The 19,931-nt window shown below is 39.2% G+C and carries 20 protein-coding genes and 1 other annotated feature; of the genes, 1 reads left to right on the plus strand and 19 read right to left on the minus strand.

Annotated features, from left to right (window positions below):
• Positions 1-220: 220 nt before the first annotated feature.
• From ACPLVF_RS00660 to ACPLVF_RS00690, 7 genes are all read right to left on the minus strand, one after another.
• Complete coding sequence (locus ACPLVF_RS00660) at positions 221-796, minus strand: indolepyruvate oxidoreductase subunit beta (protein ID WP_424905897.1); 576 nt, start codon at positions 794-796, stop codon at positions 221-223.
• Positions 793-2,556, minus strand: a complete 1,764-nt coding sequence (iorA, locus tag ACPLVF_RS00665) for an indolepyruvate ferredoxin oxidoreductase subunit alpha (RefSeq protein WP_424905898.1) — start codon at positions 2,554-2,556, stop codon at positions 793-795. The genes ACPLVF_RS00660 and iorA overlap by 4 nt, the downstream gene beginning before the upstream one ends.
• Positions 2,553-3,464 carry a bifunctional enoyl-CoA hydratase/phosphate acetyltransferase gene (locus ACPLVF_RS00670; RefSeq protein WP_424905899.1) on the minus strand — a complete coding sequence of 304 codons (912 nt, stop codon included), beginning with the start codon at positions 3,462-3,464 and terminating at the stop codon, positions 2,553-2,555. Before ACPLVF_RS00670 ends, iorA begins: the two co-directional genes overlap by 4 nt.
• Positions 3,454-4,533, minus strand: coding sequence for a butyrate kinase (buk, locus tag ACPLVF_RS00675; protein ID WP_424905900.1), 1,080 nt, complete (start codon positions 4,531-4,533; stop codon positions 3,454-3,456). Before buk ends, ACPLVF_RS00670 begins: the two co-directional genes overlap by 11 nt.
• 65 nt (positions 4,534-4,598) lie before the next feature.
• Entirely contained in the window at positions 4,599-5,693 is a 1,095-nt protein-coding gene (locus ACPLVF_RS00680; protein WP_424905901.1) for a Glu/Leu/Phe/Val dehydrogenase dimerization domain-containing protein, read from the minus strand.
• Between the two features lie 222 nt (positions 5,694-5,915).
• Positions 5,916-7,307, minus strand: a complete 1,392-nt coding sequence (locus ACPLVF_RS00685) for a sigma-54 interaction domain-containing protein (RefSeq protein WP_424905902.1) — start codon at positions 7,305-7,307, stop codon at positions 5,916-5,918.
• Positions 7,308-7,360: 53 nt separating this feature from the next.
• Positions 7,361-8,656 (minus strand): phenylacetate--CoA ligase family protein, encoded by a 1,296-nt coding sequence (locus ACPLVF_RS00690; RefSeq protein WP_424905903.1) that lies wholly within the window; start codon positions 8,654-8,656, stop codon positions 7,361-7,363.
• 68 nt (positions 8,657-8,724) lie between these two features.
• Positions 8,725-8,949: a binding site (T-box leader), on the minus strand.
• Between the two features lie 249 nt (positions 8,950-9,198).
• On the opposite strand from ACPLVF_RS00690, the gene ACPLVF_RS00695 reads away from it, so the two are divergent.
• On the plus strand, positions 9,199-9,906 hold the full coding sequence (locus ACPLVF_RS00695) for a hypothetical protein (RefSeq protein WP_424905904.1): 708 nt from the start codon (positions 9,199-9,201) through the stop codon (positions 9,904-9,906).
• An 87-nt stretch (positions 9,907-9,993) separates the two neighbouring features.
• On the opposite strand, the gene ACPLVF_RS00700 is transcribed toward ACPLVF_RS00695, so the two are convergent.
• From ACPLVF_RS00700 to ACPLVF_RS00755, 12 genes are all read right to left on the minus strand, one after another.
• The gene (locus ACPLVF_RS00700; protein ID WP_424905905.1) at positions 9,994-10,716 is read right to left on the minus strand and encodes an amino acid ABC transporter ATP-binding protein; all 723 of its coding nucleotides are present in this window, start codon (positions 10,714-10,716) and stop codon (positions 9,994-9,996) included.
• Entirely contained in the window at positions 10,709-11,371 is a 663-nt protein-coding gene (locus ACPLVF_RS00705) for an amino acid ABC transporter permease (RefSeq protein WP_424905906.1), read from the minus strand. The genes ACPLVF_RS00700 and ACPLVF_RS00705 overlap by 8 nt, the downstream gene beginning before the upstream one ends.
• Before the next feature lie 53 nt (positions 11,372-11,424).
• A complete protein-coding gene (locus ACPLVF_RS00710) occupies positions 11,425-12,288 on the minus strand; it encodes a basic amino acid ABC transporter substrate-binding protein (RefSeq protein WP_424905907.1) in 864 nt (287 codons plus the stop codon).
• A gap of 232 nt (positions 12,289-12,520) precedes the next feature.
• Positions 12,521-12,835: a zinc-ribbon domain containing protein gene (locus tag ACPLVF_RS00715; RefSeq protein ID WP_424905908.1), complete on the minus strand. Its 315-nt coding sequence runs from the start codon at positions 12,833-12,835 to the stop codon at positions 12,521-12,523.
• Positions 12,836-12,997: 162 nt separating this feature from the next.
• On the minus strand, positions 12,998-13,588 hold the full coding sequence (locus ACPLVF_RS00720; RefSeq protein ID WP_424905909.1) for a lytic transglycosylase domain-containing protein: 591 nt from the start codon (positions 13,586-13,588) through the stop codon (positions 12,998-13,000).
• 27 nt (positions 13,589-13,615) lie between these two features.
• Positions 13,616-14,038 carry a hypothetical protein gene (locus tag ACPLVF_RS00725; RefSeq protein WP_424905910.1) on the minus strand — a complete coding sequence of 141 codons (423 nt, stop codon included), beginning with the start codon at positions 14,036-14,038 and terminating at the stop codon, positions 13,616-13,618.
• 79 nt (positions 14,039-14,117) lie between these two features.
• Positions 14,118-14,504, minus strand: a complete 387-nt coding sequence (fliS, locus tag ACPLVF_RS00730; protein WP_424905911.1) for a flagellar export chaperone FliS — start codon at positions 14,502-14,504, stop codon at positions 14,118-14,120.
• 14 nt (positions 14,505-14,518) lie between these two features.
• Positions 14,519-16,408, minus strand: a complete 1,890-nt coding sequence (gene fliD / locus ACPLVF_RS00735; RefSeq protein WP_424905912.1) for a flagellar filament capping protein FliD — start codon at positions 16,406-16,408, stop codon at positions 14,519-14,521.
• Positions 16,409-16,429: 21 nt separating this feature from the next.
• On the minus strand, positions 16,430-16,822 hold the full coding sequence (locus ACPLVF_RS00740; RefSeq protein WP_424905913.1) for a flagellar protein FlaG: 393 nt from the start codon (positions 16,820-16,822) through the stop codon (positions 16,430-16,432).
• Positions 16,823-17,081: 259 nt separating this feature from the next.
• Complete coding sequence (locus ACPLVF_RS00745; protein ID WP_424905914.1) at positions 17,082-17,351, minus strand: MoaD/ThiS family protein; 270 nt, start codon at positions 17,349-17,351, stop codon at positions 17,082-17,084.
• A gap of 4 nt (positions 17,352-17,355) precedes the next feature.
• The gene (locus ACPLVF_RS00750; RefSeq protein WP_424905915.1) at positions 17,356-19,179 is read right to left on the minus strand and encodes an aldehyde ferredoxin oxidoreductase family protein; all 1,824 of its coding nucleotides are present in this window, start codon (positions 19,177-19,179) and stop codon (positions 17,356-17,358) included.
• Positions 19,180-19,374: 195 nt separating this feature from the next.
• A complete protein-coding gene (locus ACPLVF_RS00755) occupies positions 19,375-19,923 on the minus strand; it encodes a DUF2284 domain-containing protein (protein WP_424905916.1) in 549 nt (182 codons plus the stop codon).
• Positions 19,924-19,931: the final 8 nt, after the last annotated feature.

A 19,931-nucleotide genomic window follows, 5' to 3' on the forward strand; every position in this document is an offset into this window, starting at 1 on the left:
TTTCTCAGAATATATCTACCTATGTTTAGGTGACATTTTCATAGAATATTGACATACTTGATTTATTTTTGTGAAATTTCTCTTCTTGTAATTCTCTCATATAATTTGTTGAACTTTTATCAATTTTATTTAATATACCTAATTTATTAATACTTTTATATCTTTTATTTCATTTTATAATTTTCTGTATTATTAAGCTAAAAAAATTAATCTTAACAAGTTATACCAATTCAAATCCTGTTTCAAAAGCCCTTACATTAATTTCTTTATACTTTTCCGGTACAACCTCTTTTATTACACTTAAAAACTTTTCTTTTTCAAAGGACATCACCTTTGCAAGAGCACCTGTAAGGATTATATTTTGAACCCTGACATCCCCAAGCTCTTTTGCCTTTGAAACGGCATCTATTATTATTGCATTTTTAATATTATTTTTTATATATTCAATAATATTTTGGGGATATTCTTCCTTTCCAGCAAGCACTGTGGAAGGTGGAATCTCTAAATTGTTTACTATTAACGTCCCTTCTTTTGAAAGGTATTCTATATACCTTAAAGCCTCCAACTTTTCAAAGGCAAGGAGCACATCAGCTTTCCCCTTTTCAATGACAGGGGAATAGACCTTTTCTCCGTATCTTATTTGAGTTACAACACTTCCTCCCCTTTGGGCCATACCGTGAATTTCAGACATTTTCACGTCAAAGCCGTGCTCGATTAATGCTCGTGTGATAACCTTACCGGCAAGTATTGTTCCCTGTCCGCCAACACCGGAAATAAATAGGTTTTTTACGATCATTTATCCTCACCTGCCTTTTCTATTGCATCAAAAGGACAGACCTGTGCGCATACAGAACATCCAACACAGCTTAAGGGATTGATAATAACATCTTCCCCTTGAATTTGTATAGCAGGACACCCGAGTTTTAAGCACATCTTGCATTTCCTACATTTTTCCTGATTTACCGTGTAAAGCCCTTTAGGGCCCTTACCCTTTAACAGTGCACAGGCTCTCCTTGCAATAATTACCGTAGGTTCGCCGCTTTTTTCCTTTGCCTTTTTCAATGCATCTTCTATCGCTTTTAAATCATAGGAATCTACCACATATACATTTTTTACCCCAACTGCTTTGCATATTTCTTCCAATGAAACTGCATAAGCAGGCTCTTCCTTGGCATTATACCCTGTACCGGGATGGTGCTGGTGCCCTGTCATAGCAGTAGTGCCGTTATCCACTATTAAAGTTACGGAATTGCTGTTGTTATATACTACGTTAATAAGCCCGGTAATTCCGGAGTGCAGGAACGTAGAGTCACCGATAACACACACTACAAAGGGGCTTTGCTTGCCTTCCTGCTCATAAGCCTTCTTAAAGCCGTGGCCCATTCCTATGCTCGCACCCATGCAGAGGATGCTGTCAATGCTTTCCAATGGCGGCAAAACGCCCAAGCTGTAGCAACCTATATCACTGGTGACAACCGCTTTCATCTTCTTAAGGACGTAAAATACTCCCCTGTGCGGACATCCGGCGCATAACACAGGAGGCCTTGACGGCAAATTCACTTCAGGTTTGTAGTAGACTTCAGCCTTATTTAAGCCGAAAGCCTCCCTTATAATCTCTGGAGAAAGTTCTCCCACTTCGGGTATTATATCCTTCCCAACTATATTCTTATACCCCATCGCCTTTATGCTGTTTTCAATATACGGGTCGAGCTCCTCAACAACATATACCCTTTCAAACCTGCTTATAAACTCTGAAATCATCTTTTCAGGCAATGGATAAGTCATGGTAAGTTTTAAAATACTTACATCGTCACCGAATACTTCTTTAACGTATTGGTAGCTTACCCCGCTTGTAATAATACCAAACTCGCTGTTTTTCCCCCATTCTATTTTATTGTAGGGAAAATTCTCGCTGTATTCCTTTAATGCCTTTAATCTCTCTTTTAAATCCAAACGCCTTTTTTTTGCAAAGGCCGGAATCATAGCGTATTTTTGAGGATTTTTTTGATAGGGTTTCAATTCCCTTTCTATCCGTTCACCGAGCTTAACTATTCCCCTGCTGTGGGCAATCCTTGTTGTCACCCTGAAAAGTACCGGCACATCGAATTTTTCGCTCACTTCTAAGGCTATGCCGATTAGCTCTTTTGCTTCCTGACTGTCTGACGGTTCAAACATGGGTATTTTTGCAAAAGGTGCATAGTTTCTGTTGTCTTGTTCATCCTGAGAACTGTGCATGCCGGGGTCATCGGCACTGACAAGGACAAGCCCCCCATTTACACCGGTATAAGCAAGGGTAAACAAAGGATCGGCAGCAACATTTACCCCTACGTGTTTCATGGAAACTATGCACCTTGCGCCTGCAAGGCTTGCACCTACTGCAGATTCCAGTGCAACCTTTTCATTGGGGGCCCATTCTGCATAAATTTCCTCATATTTTGCTATATTTTCTAAAATTTCGGTGCTGGGAGTTCCAGGGTATGCAGAAGCAAATGTTACGCCGTACTCATAAGCCCCCCTTGCTATAGCCTCATTTCCGGTTAAAAAATCCTTTTTCAAATCTTTCCACCCCTTTTTACTAAACATGCTAAAGCTATTGAAGCAAGTTTTGAAAAACTGCTGTCTGCTCTTGAAGAAAGAACTATAGGCGCTTTTGCACCTAAGACAATTCCGGCCATTGCACCCTTTGCCAAAAAGGAAAGGGATTTGCCGAGTGCATTCCCTGTTTCTATATTGGGCACGAGTAAAAGGTCAGCATTGCCTGCGACCGGGCTTTTTATGCCCTTATGAAAAGCTGCTTCCTCGTTTACCGCGTTATCCAAAGCTAAAGGGCCATCAACCAGGGCACCCTTTATCTGATTCCTTTCTGCCATTTTGCTTATTATTGCTGCATCGACAGTAGCAGGCATTTTTTGGGATACGGTCTCTACCGCGCAGAGAATTGCTGCCTTAGGTTTATCATAACCTAAGGAATGAAGGGCATCAATAGCATTTTGAAGTATAAAGATTTTTTCTTCTAAGGTTGGGGCAATATTTACCCCTCCATCGGTCAAAAATAATAGCTTGGGATAAGAGGGCACCTCAAAAGCGGCAAGATGGCTTAAAAGTGCCCCGGTCCTAAGCCCCATTTCCGGGTCCAGCACCGCTTTCATAAAAGTTGCGGTGTCTATAAGCCCTTTCATTAATACTTCAGCTTTGTTTTGGGCAACAAGTTTTACCCCTTCTTTTGCTGCTTTATCTTCGGGGCAGTCTAAAATTTCTCCTTCTTCCAAGGTTAACCTTACATTTTCAGCCCTTTTTTGGATATCCTCCTTTTTCCCTACAAGGATGGGTTTTATAAGCCCCTTTTCCTTTGCATCCCTAACCGCTTCAAGCACGGGCTCATCGGCCGCCTGGACAACACTCAAAGTAACGGGGGGAAAAGCCTTTAGCCTTTCAAAGATTTCGTTGAAATTTTTAATCAACATAATCACCCCCGTATTCCCGCACCTTTTCCATGCCCTTTATAACCCTTATTACAGCTTCTGCGAGAGCCAGCATTTCTTCTTCCCCGGGGATCCTTTCCACTTGTGCTATGAATCCGACCCTTTCTTTAATTCTTTCCGAAACGTAGTCCGACTTTGCTATGCCTCCCGTCAGGATAATATAGTCTACCTCTCCCTTTAAGACGGTTGCCATTTCTCCAATGGTTTTAGAAATCTGGTAAATCATGGCATTGAGGATAAGCTTTGCCCTTTCGTCGCCTTTTTTAATCCTTTCTTCAACCTCTTTTACATCTTTTGTTCCTAGGTATGAATACATACCGCCTTCCTGTATGAGCTTTCTCTTGAGTTCCTCTTTTGTATACTTGCCTGAAAAGCAAAGATCTACCAAATCCAAAATAGGAAGTCCCCCGGCCCTTTCCGGTGAAAAAGGCCCTTCGCAGTTTGCACTCTCCACATCCACCATCCGCCCTTTTTTAACCGCTGCTACGGATATGCCCCCGCCTAAATGGGCGACTATGAAATTTTTTTCTTCATAGGAAAAACCGTATTTTTCTGCAATGGAGAAAATTACCCTTCTTATATTCAGTGCATGGGAAAGGCTCTTTCTTTCTATCTCAGAAAACCCGGATATCCTTGCAACGTCTTCCATTTCATCAACTGAAACGGGGTCTATTACATAGGCAGGAATATTGTAAGCTTCACTTATCCTTTTTGCAATAAAAGCGGACACATTGGATGCATGTTCTCCAGCCACAGCATTTTTTAAATCGGAAAGCATTAAGTCGTTAATAGCATAAACTCCAGCCCTTACAGGCCTTAAAATACCTCCTCTTGCCGCCACCGCATCCAAATCGGAAAAGCTAAATCCCCTTTCTTCAAGAGCCTTTTTTATAGCATTAAACCTAAATTCCTCCTGCTCTATGATGTTTTTAAAAGCTTTTAAATCTTCGTATTTGTGTACAATGTTTTCTGTGAATATTTCTTTATTTTCATCGAAAAGGGAAATCTTAGTAGAAGTTGAACCCGGATTAATAGCGAGTATCTTGCTCACCCATATCCCCTTTCTGTATTTGAATTTTATTTTATTAAATTATTAAATGAATTACAACGGTTTTTTTATTTAGGAATATAATTAGTCTTTAACCTGCCTATCATATTTATTCTCTCCTCAGCCAGCCTGTCAGCTATTTTGTAAGTAGGAATATTTTCTTCACGACTTATAGTAAAAATTTTTAAGAGTATGTTGTAAATTGCCTCCGTCTTTTTCATTACCCTCTCCTTCCTTTTTTGTTCATTTTTTCCTTCAAGTTCATCAGCAACCTGAATGAGCCCTCCTGCATTAATTACATAGTCGGGTGCGTAAAGGATTCCCCTTTCGTGCAGCATGTCGCCATGCCTCGGTTCTAATAACTGGTTATTTGCTGCCCCCGCTACTATTTTGCACTTTAACCTTTGAATGGTCTCGTCGTTTATTATGCCTCCTCGGGCGCAGGGAGAAAAAATGTCGCATTCCACATCATAGATCTCTTCAGGAGAAACAGTTTTAATAGTAGGATATTTCTCCAATACCTTGGCAATGTTTTCTTCGCTTATATCGGTTATTGTAATATTTTTTACCCCTTCTTTCATCAGATAATCAATCAAAATCGCTCCTACCTTGCCAACACCTTGAACAGCAATTTTTCTTTCTTTTAAGGAATCATCTCCAAAAACTGCTTTTGAAGCTGCTTTCATACCCAAGTAAACCCCGTAAGCCGTAGGCTCAGCAGAATTGCCGCTTCCCCCGTACTCCTCGGGAAGCCCTACCATGTAATCCGATTCCCTGCTGGCATAAACAAAATCCATCCCCGTTGTGCCAAGGTCAGTTCCAGTATAATATCGCCCTTTCAGCATCTGAACAAACCTTCCTAGGGCCCTGAAAAGCCCTTCGGATTTATCCTTTTTGGGATCACCTATTATTACCGTTTTCCCACCGCCAAAATTTGTATCCGCTATGGCGCACTTATAGGTCATTCCCTTAGCGAGCCTCATGGCATCAAAAAGAGCCTCGTCTTCCGATTCATAGGGCCACATACGGCATCCGCCGAGAGCAGGGCCTAAAGTTGTATCGTGTATTGCGATAATAGCCTTTAAACCCGTGGTCTTGTCGTAGTTAAAAATAATCTGTTCAAAGCCGTGTTTTTCCATTTCCTTGAATATATCTGTTTTCATTTTCTATTCCCCCAAATTTAATTTTTTTTGAAAGATTCAAAGCACTGTCAAGTTATATTGAGTGCAAAAATTGTACCATTTGTTTGACTTAGATATAATAGGTAGAATGTTTTGAATATGTATACTTTTGTTTTCTTTTTTTTGATTACTTATATATACATTTTTTAAAAAGCATAAAAAATAAAAAAAGAGAACAAAATAAATGTATAATTTTGTTCCCTTTTATTTATCCCCATTATTAATTTTTAAATATAAAGACCTACGGGTAATACCCAATTCCCTTGCAATATCAACCTTTTTCTTTTTCCTCCTTAAATAGTAATCAAAAACCTTTTTCTCAAACTCTTTTTTAATCTCCTTCCACTTTTTATCCTTAATATTTACCGTTATAACCCCATCCTCAGGTTTCAATTTTTCTTCACTCTTAGCAACATTAAGGGGTGGAAGGTGTTCTTTTTTTATTTCCTTTTCGGAAATATCCATATTGATCATAGCCCTGCTTATTACATTTTCCAGCTCCCGGACGTTTCCGGGCCAATCATATGAATAAAGCATTTTAAGAGCATCATCACTTATTTTACTTACTCCCCTTCCGTATTTTTGATTCAGCCTCTTTAATATATGGCTGCAAAGGAGGGGAATGTCTTCCTTTCTTTCCCTGAGAGGCGGTATCTTAATTGAAAGCACATCTAAACGGTAAAAGAGGTCCTTTCTGAAATTCCCTTCTTTCACTTCCTCTTCCAAGTCCCTGTTAGTCGCTGCTATCACCCTTACGTCCACCTTTCTCGGCACGGTACCTCCAACCCTTACCACTTCCTGCTCCTGCAAAACCCTCAGAAGTTTTGCTTGAGCAGGCAGTGAAAGCTCGCTCACCTCATCGAGAAAAATTGTTCCCCCGTCGGCCTCCTCAAAATAGCCTTTTTTTCCCTTTTTTAGGGAGCCTGTAAAAGCACCACCTTCGTAACCGAATAACTCGCTTTCAATCAAATCTTTGTTAATGGCAGCACAGTTTACCCTGACAAAGGGTCCTTGTGCTCTTTTGCTCAGGTTGTGGATGGCATGGGCAAAAAGCTCCTTTCCTGTGCCGCTTTCTCCCGAAATGAGCACAGTTGCAAAAACCCCTGCGCAGGCTTTGGCCCTCTCCTTTGCTTTCACAATTGCTTCGCTTTCACCAACAATATCATCGAGAGTATACGTAGGCTGAAGGTTTTTAATAAGCTGGTTTTTATGTTCCAGTTCCCTTGAAAGTCTTTTTATTTCCGATATGTCGTGCATAACACCTACGCTTCCCACCAGTTCTCCATCAATAAAAATGGGCGTAGCACTGCAGAGCACTTCCTTTTTTTCGGGCCCTACTCTCCTTAGCTCGTTAAAAAAGGGGCGCTTTTCCTTAAGGGATTTAATCAAAATGCTCTCTTTTTCGGCAATATCTATATTGGCAGGTTTCCCCACAACATCCTTTTCCGAAAGTCCGCTTAATTCCATATAGGCTTGATTCACCATAATGCAGGTACCTTCCCTATCGGTCACCATAACCGCATCAGGGATAACCGATATAATTGTTTTTAAAAGCGCAACAGCATAATCGGAATTTCCATTTAAACTCGGAAACATTTTATCACCCGTATAAAATTTTACACCATTATAATTAAAAATTGTATAATTTTTTATTTATTTCTTAGGTCCTTCACCCTCTTTGCCTTACCTTCAAACCTCGCAAGGCTTTTTGGCTCTACAAGCCTAACGTTTGCATCGATTTGTATAACGGACTTCAGCTTGCTGCGGATAAGATTCCTCAGCTCCTCCAGCTTCTGATATTTGTCCAGCATGTCCGGGTCGGCAAGCTCCACATTTACGGTAAGCTCATCCAAATAGCCTTTTTTAGTGACAACAATTTCGTAATGAGGGCCTATACCCTTTATACTCATAAGCACGCTTTCTATCTGAGAGGGGTAGACATTTACACCTCTTATTATGAGCATATCATCCGTCCTGCCCTCTACCGAGCTCATTCGTGCGAGGGTCCTGCCGCACCTGCAGGGTTCGGGATTAATACTCGTTATATCCCTCGTCCTGTACCTTAAAAGGGGCATGGCTTCCTTGGTAAGGGTTGTTATAACCAATTCTCCCTTTTGGCCGTAGTCCAAGACTTCACCGGTATCAGGGTCTATGATCTCTGCCAAAAAGTGGTCTTCCGCAATGTGAAGCCCGTTTTTCTCTTCACATTCTCCCGAAACCCCGGGGCCGATAATTTCGCTTAAACCGTAGTTTTCGGTAGCTGTTATACCAAAAAGACGCTCTATTTCATTCCTCATCTCCTTTGTCGAGCCTTCCGCACCGAAAAGCCCAAGACGAAGTTTTAAATCCTCTTTTCCTACACCCATCTCGCGCGCGACCTCTGCCATGTAAAGGGCATAGGACGGAGTGCTCACAAGCACCGTTGACCCAAAATCCTTCATAATGGTTATCTGTCTTTCTGTATTTCCGCTGGATATGGGTACAACTGTGGCCCCTATTTTTTCCAAACCGTAGTGAAGCCCGAAAGCCCCTGTAAAAAGCCCGTAGCTGAAGGCAATTTGAGCCACATCGTCCTCCCTCACGCCCGCCATGAAAGCTATCCTTGCCACAAGCTCGGACCAGGTATCAATGTCGTTTTTGGTATACCCTACAACCGTAGGTCTCCCTGTTGTTTCCGATGACGCATGAAGCCTGACTATCCTTTTTAAGGGCACCGCAAACATGCCGTAGGGGTAGTTTTGACGAAGGTCTTCCTTCGTAGTAAAGGGAATTTTACTTATGTCTTCCAGCGAATTTATATCTTCCGGTTTTAACCCTATCTTATCAAAAACTTTCCGGTAAAAGGGAACGTTTTCGTAAGCGTACTTCACAATTCTCTTCAATCTCTCCAACTGAAGTTCCTGCAATTTTTTCCTGGGAAGGGCCTCAACTTCACTAAAAAGCATAATCCTCAGCCTCCTAATGGGAATTTTAGTAGCAAATGCAGCGATTATAAATAAAAAAACCCGCCCCCGATAGGGGCGAGTTTTCCTCGCGGTACCACCCTTTTTGGTTTATCGTGGATAAGAATCCACGACAAACCCACTTTAGCCTTATAACGCAAAGGATACGGCCCGGCCTACTTTTCTTTCAGCCTGCGGTTTTGGGAATGTACTTCACCGTGCGTGCTTACCGATTCGCACCCACCACCGGCTCTCTGAAAAGCCCGTACGGCTACTCTTTCCCTCATCACCTTTAACTTATTAAATTATTACACCGCAAAATCCTCTAAATGTTATTAAATATTTTAATGCTCACCATTCTTTTTTGTCAAGGGGTAAAATTAATTTGAAATGAATTATTTAATTATGGTATAAATTTGTTAAGGCAATAAAAGTGTGCCCAAATACCGCCTGCTGGGAATGGGCGCACTTTAAAAAGGGCGGACTAAAAATAGCCCAGCTGCCCGATTATGATTTTAAAAAAGTTCGGGTACCCGGTGAGACCGTTGGAAAATCTTGAAATTATAGAAATCTTAGATTCACTAAAAGAAAAAACTGAAAAATTAAACCTCGGCAAAAACAAGAAAAATCAGCTTTTAAAAGAGTTATTTAAACAGAAGGAAATATATTTAACCCTGATCGAAGAAGATATTAAAAGCAATGAAAAGAAAAAAGTTTACGAAGGCATCATCAAAAAGGGAAAGGACTTAATTAAAAATATACAATCAAAAAACATGGAGGTAATAGAAAAAGAAAGGCTAATTCTCTCTTATCTACATTATATAAGGGCAGCCTATTTTGATTTCAAAGACCTTCTAAAACCTTTAAACACCGGCATCCGCCTCTTTGCGCTAACCTCGGCGCTGTTCATCGGCCTATCCCCGCAATTTTTGGGCGGTGCATTTTCATTATTTTTTCTCGTTCCCATCTTTCTCGGGTTAAACGGCCTCAAAAAAAGAAGGCTCCTCGGGTTTAAAATGGCTATGATGCTTTTCCCCCTTTCCATTGGAATTTCAGCCCTTTGGCTTCGCTTCGGCTTCAACGCTGCTTTAAATTTTAATAAGGTCGTTGCCGAAACCGCTCAAACCTTGGGAAAATCTTTTAATGTAGCAAAATACTTTGTAATTGTCCCCCCGATTTTTGCGGTGGTGCTTTTGATTTCCTCATGTCTCATGGCCTACTACTTACTAAAAAGCAGGGAAATGCTCTTATAATCTTTATCTCATTAATTTTTATGCCCGGGCGAAAACCCGGGCATTTAAATTATAATACGGGAGGGGTTTATTAAATTACTTGCGCTTTTATAGTATCTTGCTTAGAAACTCCTTGGTCCTCTGATTCTTAGGATTTTCAAAAATCTCTTCGGGAGTGCCTTCCTCCACAATTACCCCTTCGTCCATGAATATCACCCTATCACCTACTTCCCTCGCAAAGGCCATTTCGTGTGTTACAACAACCATTGTCATCCCATCCTGAGCTAAATCCTTCATTACATCAAGCACTTCCTTTATCATCTCAGGGTCTAAAGCGGAAGTAGGTTCATCAAAAAGCATTATCTTAGGGCTCATGGCAAGGGCCCTTGCTATCGCTACCCTCTGCTTTTGTCCTCCGGAAAGGGATGCAGGGTAGCACTCGGCCTTATCCTTTAAACCTACCCTTTCCAAAAGTTTTAAAGCCTTTTCCCTCGCTTCTTCGGGATTTTCCTTTTTTACCTTGACGGGTGCCAGGGTGATGTTTTCAATCACCTTTTTGTGCGGGAAGAGGTTAAAGTGCTGGAAGACCATACCAACTTCCTGACGCAACTTATTTATGTCAACCGATTTATGGTTTAGTGGCTTCCCCTCAATTAAAATTTCACCTTTTGTAGGCTCTTCAAGCATATTGAGGCAGCGAAGGAGGGTGCTTTTACCCGAACCTGAAGGCCCTATAATAACTACCACTTCTCCCCTGTTTATTGTATTGGTTATGCCCTTTAGGACCTCGAGTTTGCCAAAATATTTATGAACATCCCTTATCTCAATCACTCTTTGCAAGCCTCCTTTCCACTACCCCGAGAATCTGTGTAAAACTCAAAGTCATTATGAGATAAAAGAGTGCAGCGGTAATATACGGTTCAAAAGGCCTGTAGGTATTTCCCGCAACCACCTGAGCCGCCCTTGTAAGCTCCGGGAAACCTATGGTAGTTGCAAGGGAAGAATTTTTTAAAAGGGTTATAAACTCGTTTCCTAAGGGAGGTATCATCTTTTTAAAGGCCTGCGGCAAAATAATATACCTCATTGCCTGGGCATAGCTCATACCGAGCGACCTTGCAGCCTCCATCTGACCTTTGTCAACCGCAAGAATCCCGCCACGCACTATCTCTGCAACATAACCCCCGCTGTTTATCCCGAGGGCAATAACGGCAGCGGGAAATTCCGAAAGGGAATAACCGATAATCTGCGGAAGTCCAAAGTAAAATATCAAAAGCTGTACTAAAAGCGGCGTGCCTCTTATAACTTCAACGTAAACGGTGCATATCGCCCTTATTATAAACACCTTCGACATTTTGCCCATACCTACGAAAGTTCCTATAATCACACCCATCAATACCGCAAGTGCAGTTATTTCAATTGCAACAAGTGAACCTCTTATAAATAGCTGCAAGTAAGGTATTACTATAGAAAAATCCAAATTTTTCATCCCTATCTCCTTTCAAAGGCAAAGGGCTCTAAAAGAGCCCTTATTAAATCCTCCTATTTTGCTGGTTTATATTCAACAAACCACTTTTGTACCATTTTATCAAGTTCACCGCTGTTTTTAAGGTCGGTTATAACCTTGTTCACTATTTCTAAAAGCTTTTCATCCTCTTTCCTCAACACAACCGCCTTTGCAGCATCGTCGAGCATATCTCCTACAAGCTCCAATTTATCTGCATTGTTGGAAGCATAGGCTTTTGCAACAGCAAAATCTACGATAACCGCATCCACTTTTTTATTCAGCAAATCCATAACAGCTGCATCTACCTTGTCAAACTGCTTTAATTTTGCACCTTCAATCTTTTTTGCTATTTCTTCACCGGTAGTTCCAAGCTGAACACCAACGGTCTTACCTTTTAAATCATCCTTACCCTTTATTCCACTTCCCTTATAGGTTATGATCTGCTGTCCGCCCTGAATATAGGGTATTGAAAAGTTAACGCTCTTTTTCCTCTCTTCCGTTATAGTAAAGCCCGCAATCCCTATATCCACTTTCTTGCTCAAAACAGCAGGAATAATAGTGTCAAAGGACATATCCTTAATCTCTAATTCCACACCCAGTTCCTTTGCAATAGCATTGGCAAGGTCTATATCGAAACCCGCTATAACGTCTTTACCGCTTGAAATATCGTGGAACTCAAAGGGTGGATAGTCAGCACTGGTACCTACAACCAATTTCCCGGCTTTTTTAATCTCTTCCACTATATCGGCAGGCTGAGAACTGGTGCTATTTTGCTGGTTTGACGTCTGATTGCTCTGCTGGGTATTATTTGCCGTTTCTTTCTTTGCACATCCGAACAAAAGAGCCGCTAATGTAAGAATTATTAGAAATAATGCCAAAAACTTAAAATATTTTTTCATTCATTATCCTCCTAACTTTATTTGTTTAAATCGCCTTATATGGATATTTGATGAACGTATATTTATTTATGCTGTTGTATAAATATTATATTTGCCTGATGAGTATAATTATAATTAATAATGTATAATATTGCAATATCAAAATTAAAATTTCATTTTTCAGAAAATATAATGGTACAATAAAACAAAATAAAAGGGCCCGGATATACCGGACCCCATTATTCTCCCTTAATTAAGCGCGTTGATATACCTTATGCTTCTGGAAGCACTCGCTGCAGTAGACAGGTCTGTCGTTTCTCGGCTTAAAGGGAACCTTAGTTGGTGCGCCGCATTCTGCGCAGACAGCATCATAAAGCACCTTTGAGCCTTCTCTTCTTGAGTATTCGCGTTCATTTCTTGTTCTGCCCTTTCTTGCGTCGCGGCAGGCTTTGCATCTTGAAGGCTCGTTTTCAAAGCCCTTCTCAGCATAGAACTGCTGTTCCCCTGCGGTGAAAACAAACTCCTTCCCGCAGTCTTTACATACTAACACTTTGTCCTGGAATGCCATTAAAAAACCCCTCACTTATTAATTAGATTCTCTGGCATTCCTTAGAGTTACCATTTTCCGGTCCTTTGCATTAGGCAAAGTATCGAAAAAAACAACCCTTTAGAATGCCTTACTTTATTATATACCCTATTATTCCAAAAAGCAAGGAAAAAATAGAATTTCTTAGAAAAAATTTTTATAGAATCTGTAATAATTTAAAACCCTTTGGACATAATTTTTAGTCTCTTCAAAAGGCGGAATCCCTTTATACTTTTCCACATTTGCGGGCCCTGCGTTGTACGCCGCCAAAGCCTTAACCAAATCTCCATCAAAGCGATCCAAAAGGCTTTTTAAATAAAAAGCCCCTCCCAAGATATTGTCTTCTAAATCGTAAGGATTCACACCGAGGCTTTCAGCAGTATAAGGCATAAGCTGCATTACCCCTATTGCCCCTTTTGGTGAAATAGCCTTTTGATTAAAATTGGATTCAGCCTTTGCTACAGCAAGGATCAATGCTTTGTCCACCCCTAATGCCTCCGAGGCTTTTTCTATTACTTCCCTTACTTTTTCATATCCTCTGCCGTTTTCTACTAAATTCACATTTTTATCCTCATATTGTTTTAATTTACTCATTGCATTTTTTAAGATACTTTCAAAGCTTTCAACATTTTTCTCTTGTAAATCCGTTTTAATAGAAATACCGCTATTTATATTGAACCTTGCCTTTATCTCTTCAATCCTTGAAATTACTCTTTCGATATTTGAAAAATCCATAATTTTAGCGCACCGTCCTTAATAATTTTACTCCCTTTTATCAATAAAAAATCCCTCATTAAAATTCACTTTATCGTAAAGGGCAGTATATTTTTGCGATACATTTTTTGCAAAGTTTAAATCCTCAATTTTTTTCTCAATGCTTGAAAGAAGTTTTCGTGCAAGAATGTTAACCTCATCATCGAGTTTTTTAATTTCTGAAAGTTTCCCAAAAACTCCTTCTTTTAATATATTCAAATCCTTCATATTTTTGTCAATATCGACACCGATGCTATTAATCTTTTCATCTATCCTTTTTGAGCTTTCTATTAATTCCCCTCTTTTTTCCAATAATGCCAAAAATTCATCCGTATTCTCGGAAAGCAGTGCTTCCCTCATTTTTAAAGTAATAGACAAAATTTCTTCTAAGTTTTTCCCCTTTTCATCAAATAAATTTTCCAATTCTTTCATAACCTATACTCTCTTCCTTTTTATTTGTTCATTTTTATTATAATGCAAAAAGCCGGTAAATTGCACCGGCTTTAAAAATTTACAAGGCGGCCTTTTTTGCCTTCATAACCTCAAGGTAGGCCTCCTGCCATGCCTCCTTCAAACCCTCTAAAAGCCCTTCTACTTCCTCCAATATTTTCACATCCTTTTTAATGTTTGCATCAATCAATTTTTCATATATGAAATTGTAAAGGCTCCTTAAATTTTTTGAAATCTCGTAATTCATATCAAGGCTCATGTTAAGTTCCATTACTATATCCTCTACCCTTATTATATTGTTGTTCGCTTCTACAAAATCCTTTTCTTCTATGGCTTTTTTTGCAAGCTTTAAAAATTTAAGCGCACCTTCGTAAAGCATAAGTACAAGTTTTTCAGGTGGGCTGGATAAAATAGCGTTTTGTTGGTACTGCTGATAGGCGTTCATCATTTTCTATCTCCCCCTTATTGTGCCTGATACATCCCCATCTGATTTGCAAGCCACATGCTCTGCTGGTTCATCGACTGTATCGCCTTCTCCATTGCTGTAAATTGCTTCCAGTAGCGGTCTTCTATCTTTTTTAAGTCTTCTTCCATCTTCGATATCCTATCGTTTAAATAGCGGATATTCTGGGCAATAAGGCTGTTATCGAAATACTGAGTGGAACTTCCTGCTTTTTTTGTTATGCTATCCATCCCGCTTTTTGCAATGTCGTATATGGACGATGCAACCTTTGTAAAAAGGTTTGCAACCGCTTCCGGATTTTTGGATATGGCTTCTTTTAATTTTGCTTCATCAAGGTATAATTTCCCCTTTTCGTAGTAGCTTCCCGTCTTTATGCCCACATCAAATAATGTATCAAAATCCGAAGGCTGACCTGAAACACTGCTGTAAACCGTCTGCCTCAATTTGTTTACAATACTGCTGAGTATTGTATCTCCCCTTAATAAGCCGCTTCTTGCCTTTTCTTCCCACTTTTTGATTTCGTCTTCTTTCAATTCCTTTTTCTGCTCATCAGTTAAAGGAAGGTAGTCCCGATAGCGTTCTTCATTGAGTTTACTATTTATAGCATCTATGGTGTCGTTGTAGATGTTTATGAAGTTTTTTACTACTTCTACTACAGAGTCTACATCCCTCTCTATTGTAAGTGTAGCAATCTTGCCAGGTGCTTCTTTTTTCAATAAAAACTGTATCCCGCTTATTGTGAAGGTGTTTGTGTGTTGGAAAATGTTAATAAAATTATTTGAAATATCAACATTTCTTATTGAAATTAAAGCATCTTCGCCAACATCCATACTATCTGATATAATCTTTAAAGCACCTAAATTATCGCTTGAATTCCCAAATAAATTACCTGATTCATTTTTTATTTCTACCTTTGCACTTGTTCCAGTTTCCTTTGACTTTATCACTATTTTATCAGTTATTGCATCGTAATAGGCTGTCACCTTCGCATTAGCGTTTGTATTTATGTCATTCAATATATCATTTAATGTGTAATTTTTATATTTATCACTAGTAAAATCATATTCAAAGAGTTGGCCATTTATAGTAAACTTCAATATATAGTTCTCATCCTTAAATGGATCATATTCAAATTTCGTGCGTTCATCTACTAATTTCGCATATATATTTATTTTATTAAATGTGCTTCTCGTTGCTATTTTAAGAACATTCAAAGCTTCACCATCATCTATTACAACCGATTTAACATTACCTAACGCATATATATTGAGCCTGTTATCTATTGCCTCTACTTTTACTACCTCAGCTCCAAAAGCTTCCCCTATCTTAATTTGTATATCATTAGCAAGATCTCTTAAGGTTTTACCTTCCCAACCATCATAAGTTTTTGGTGTTAACTCCACTGTTTTTGTTACACCATCTATCGAAATCGTAAACTTATTATTACTACTATTTATTTCTATTGGTGTTGTTTCAGTTATACTTAAAACATCGCTCTTTATTGACTTTGAAAGAGGGCCTTGACCTTCTATCTTAGCTTCTTTTGCAATCTGCTCTACTTTAACCTCGTAAGTCCCCGGTATAGCGGTAGCACCCGGTGTAGCGGTAAAAATGCTGTCTGGAGCTGTGCCATCGCTGTAAGATATGGTTGCTTTATACTTCAAATAAGTGCTTTGAAGCTTCATATTAAACGCCGAATCGTAAAGGGCTTTAATCTTTAAGTTTATATTCCTGTAGTCTTCTCTCTGCCACTCGAGGATCTGCTTTTGCTGGTAGAGCTTATCTACCTTTTGCCTTTCTATCTTCATAAGGTTGGAAACAATCTGGTCTATGTCCATACCCGAAGCAAGCCCGCCTATCCTCAAAGTCCTAGAAATGCCGTCTACCATTTTATACACCTCTTTTCCCTGTTAAACCTTTTTATCTACAATAAGCCCTACCTGCTTCCATATATTGGCAATAAGGTCGAGAAATTTTTCTGGCGGTATCTCGCTTATAAGTTTACCTGTATTTTTATCGTAAACCCTAACGATGACCCTTTTTGTCTCCTCGTGGATGGAAAACTCAAAACGGGTATTTTTTATCTCCACCGAAACCCTGTCGAGTCCTTCTATCAAGTTTTTAAAATCTTCCCCAGATAGTCCATCTTGCTTTTGTTTTAAATCTTCGCCAAAATCTGATACAGAAAAATTATCTGCCTTTAAACTCTCTCCAGCCTTTAACTGGCTGCTATTATTGATTTCGGGCCTCATCGATATTAAATTAATACTATTATTTATACCTTCAACCTGCACCAAAACCACCCTTTTCGTTGACCTCTTCTGTAAATGTTATCGAAAACCCGCAAATTTTTATTAAACCGGTACTTCACCCTTTTTTGCGTAAAAATGCATAAATTTACTGAATTTGCACTGTATATTTTAAAATTCCACGTGATTTCTTAATAAAACTCCCTCCGGTGTTTTAAATATTTTCCCGGAGTGTTGGACTGTTGTCCTTATTCCATCATTAGCATTTACTAATAATGTAAAAAAGATAAAGCGTTATGCCTAAACAACTGATTTAACCACCCATAATCGGAGTAATTATAAATATCTTGTCCTCATTTCTTAATTTATCTTCGGCTTTAAGCAAAACACCATCCCTTACTATTGACAGCCTCCAGTAAACGGCATCTTCTATTTTCATGTTTCCTATAAAGTTTTTAATTTGTGGATAATTTAAACACAAAAAATTTATTAGATCTTTAACCGTAAATTGTTCTTTAGTAGTAATTACAATATTCTTTTCCCCTGCAAGTTTGTCAAAGGGTGAAAATAGCTTAATTTCCATTTGATTATAACCCCAACTCCTTTAACTTTTCTTCAGTTGGAATACCTTGTTCATTCCAACCCCGAATTTTATAGTATTCTTCCAGCATTTCTTCAAGGTTTGGAAGGTTATCTTTGGTACCTCCCCCTCTCTTTAGAGTTAAAATCCGTTTAGGTATCGTGTCATGTTCCCGCCTAATACCTAATCTCGTATTGTACAGGCGTTTTAAGTTAAATATCCTTTCTCCAATTTTCATAAATTCATCCAGAGTTATATCCCATCCGGTTACCAAATTCAGCCATTCCACTATTACATTAGGAGTCATTCCTCCATACAAAATAAATTTGCACAATTTCAAAGAATCTAAAAGGCTCATTAAATTTTGAGCCTTTACATTAAGCTCCGCTTTTCTCTCTTTATCCAGTCTGTCCTGGACTTCAGCAAATCCCAATTCGGGTGCTATCACGCTTTTTTCAAAAAAATAGGTTGCTCCCTGCAAATGGCAAGCTCCGCGATTTGACGTGGCATATCCCAATGCCAGGCTGTTGTATGCTCTAGGGTCATGCGCAGGAAATTCAAGCCCTTTTGAGTGGATAGCAAATTCTTCCGCACCTTTCCCAAAAATTTTTGCAGCTTCTTTTACTCCTTTACCTAAAATTTCTCCTATCCCTTCTTTTTTTGCTATTTTGTGAATAAGACTGATCAAGGTGCCAGGATTACCCCATTTTATCGGAATCTCTTCCTCTTTTATTATACCTTTTTCTGCAGCTTCCATGGCAAATGCTATTACTCCTCCTGTTGATATTGTGTCTAATCCGTAACGGTTACACAATTCGTTAGCGTAAGCAATCGCGTCTAAGTCATCTATTAAACAACAACCTCCCAACATCCCCAGGGTTTCGTATTCAGGACCCGCTCCTTCCACTCCTGCGTATTTCCCCTCTTTTACTGCAACTTCTCGGCCACATCCTATTATGCATCCTTTGCAGAAATAACGGCCTGTCAATATAGTTTCTGCCATTCTCTGCCCCGATATTTTTTGAGCTCCTTCGGGCCATGAACCTTCAGCCCAGTTTTTCAGCGGTAAGTCACCTATCATTTCGCTTCCTACTACCCCGCCGGCAGTTCCAAATTGTGCTAAAGATTTTGTTTTTTCTATGATGATCCGGGAATTTCTTTTTATTGAATCCAGAAGACCTTTTGAATCATACACATCTACAGTTGAATTTCCTTTAATTATTGCTATAGCTTTTAGTTTTTTTGATCCCATTACCGCTCCTAAGCCGCCTCTACCTCCAGCCCTTGCATGTTTCCCGTCAAAAATTATATTAGCAATGGGGACAAGATTTTCCCCTGCAAGACCAATGCATCCTACTGCTACGTTTTTGCCATATTTGGACTTAAAATATTTTTCTGTTTCATAAGTATCCTTACCCCATATTTCCCCAGCATCTTTTATATGTATTTCTCCCTGGGTTATAAGTATATATACGGGTTTTTCTGAACAGCCTTTTATTACTATCCCGTCATATCCGCATGTTTTAAGTGTTGCTCCAAAGCTTCCTCCTACATCTCCTTCTCCATAAATTCCTGTTAAGGGTGATTTTGTTATTATTTGGTGTCTTCCTGATGTAGGTATCCTGGTGCCTACAAAAGGACCAGTCATTAATATCAGAGGATTATCTCCACTCAGGGGATCGGTATCAGGTCCAGTTTCGTCATATAAAATTCTTGCTCCAACACCACTACCGCCTATATATTTCTTTTGTAATTCTTCAGGAAAATCCTGTATTTCTATTTTTTTTATTGAAAGATTTACATTAATTATTTTGCCATAATATCCAAACATATTTTGAAGCCCTCCTATCCATAAAATAAAAAATATTTAGGCCTTTATATACAATATAATTAGAACATTGCCGGGCCAATCATAATTTAAAAGCAGTTTTATTACTTCCGAATCTAATGTCTTATTAAAACCATATTTTTCGTTAAACTTTCGTAGAAAGTAATAGGTGTTTTGATATTTATGCTTTCTATTCAATCAATCTATAAGTACAAGTCCCGTCCACGTTATCTCACCATTTTTAAATTCTAAATTCATACCGGCATTTTTGCATGTTTTTAAAACATCTATGCCCATTGCCTCCATTGAAGGCCTTGCCTTTTCCCTGTTTATACAGCGTGCATTTTCCCCCTCGGGGCATTTTTCGCACAAATTGCAGGGACCTCCTATTAATCCCGCTGCAAAGGGAAAACCCAGGGAAAAAGCCTTTTTTTCGGTTTTGTACACCGCATTATGCAAAAGCTTTGAAAGCTTTAACACATCCTCAGCGGGGCCTTTTATCTGAATTAAAAGCGCCATTATGTAATGAGCGAGCACCTTTTTAAACTCCTCCACATCCGGCACCTTAGGCGGGCACATGAACCTCTTACCGTATTCCCTGCATCCAGAATGGGAGCACTGAAACCTTACCCTATCATCCACCACAATATCCCGAGCATCAATAAGTCTTACATCCGTTACCCCTTCACAGCTTTTGGCAAATTCTAAAACTTTTTTTGCGTTTTCAAATTTTTGAATAAGGTCCATAAAGATAC

The sequence above is a fragment of the Thermovenabulum sp. genome, assembly GCF_049701175.1.
In the GTDB taxonomy this organism is placed as follows: domain Bacteria; phylum Bacillota; class Thermosediminibacteria; order Thermosediminibacterales; family Thermosediminibacteraceae; genus Thermovenabulum.

Coding starts and splice junctions, on each gene's coding strand:
- ACPLVF_RS00660 (WP_424905897.1), bottom strand. CDS start 796: ATGATCGTAAAAAACCTATTTATTTCCGGTGTTGGCGGACAGGGAACA.
- ACPLVF_RS00670 (WP_424905899.1), bottom strand. CDS start 3,464: ATGTTGATTAAAAATTTCAACGAAATCTTTGAAAGGCTAAAGGCTTTT.
- ACPLVF_RS00680 (WP_424905901.1), bottom strand. CDS start 5,693: ATGAAAACAGATATATTCAAGGAAATGGAAAAACACGGCTTTGAACAG.
- ACPLVF_RS00685 (WP_424905902.1), bottom strand. CDS start 7,307: ATGTTTCCGAGTTTAAATGGAAATTCCGATTATGCTGTTGCGCTTTTA.
- ACPLVF_RS00690 (WP_424905903.1), bottom strand. CDS start 8,656: ATGCTTTTTAGTGAAGTTGAGGCCCTTCCCAGGAAAAAATTGCAGGAA.
- ACPLVF_RS00705 (WP_424905906.1), bottom strand. CDS start 11,371: ATGAAAAATTTGGATTTTTCTATAGTAATACCTTACTTGCAGCTATTT.
- ACPLVF_RS00710 (WP_424905907.1), bottom strand. CDS start 12,288: ATGAAAAAATATTTTAAGTTTTTGGCATTATTTCTAATAATTCTTACA.
- ACPLVF_RS00715 (WP_424905908.1), bottom strand. CDS start 12,835: ATGGCATTCCAGGACAAAGTGTTAGTATGTAAAGACTGCGGGAAGGAG.
- ACPLVF_RS00720 (WP_424905909.1), bottom strand. CDS start 13,588: ATGGATTTTTCAAATATCGAAAGAGTAATTTCAAGGATTGAAGAGATA.
- ACPLVF_RS00725 (WP_424905910.1), bottom strand. CDS start 14,038: ATGAAAGAATTGGAAAATTTATTTGATGAAAAGGGGAAAAACTTAGAA.
- fliS (WP_424905911.1), bottom strand. CDS start 14,504: ATGATGAACGCCTATCAGCAGTACCAACAAAACGCTATTTTATCCAGC.
- fliD (WP_424905912.1), bottom strand. CDS start 16,408: ATGGTAGACGGCATTTCTAGGACTTTGAGGATAGGCGGGCTTGCTTCG.
- ACPLVF_RS00745 (WP_424905914.1), bottom strand. CDS start 17,351: ATGGAAATTAAGCTATTTTCACCCTTTGACAAACTTGCAGGGGAAAAG.
- ACPLVF_RS00750 (WP_424905915.1), bottom strand. CDS start 19,179: ATGTTTGGATATTATGGCAAAATAATTAATGTAAATCTTTCAATAAAA.
- ACPLVF_RS00755 (WP_424905916.1), bottom strand. CDS start 19,923: ATGGACCTTATTCAAAAATTTGAAAACGCAAAAAAAGTTTTAGAATTT.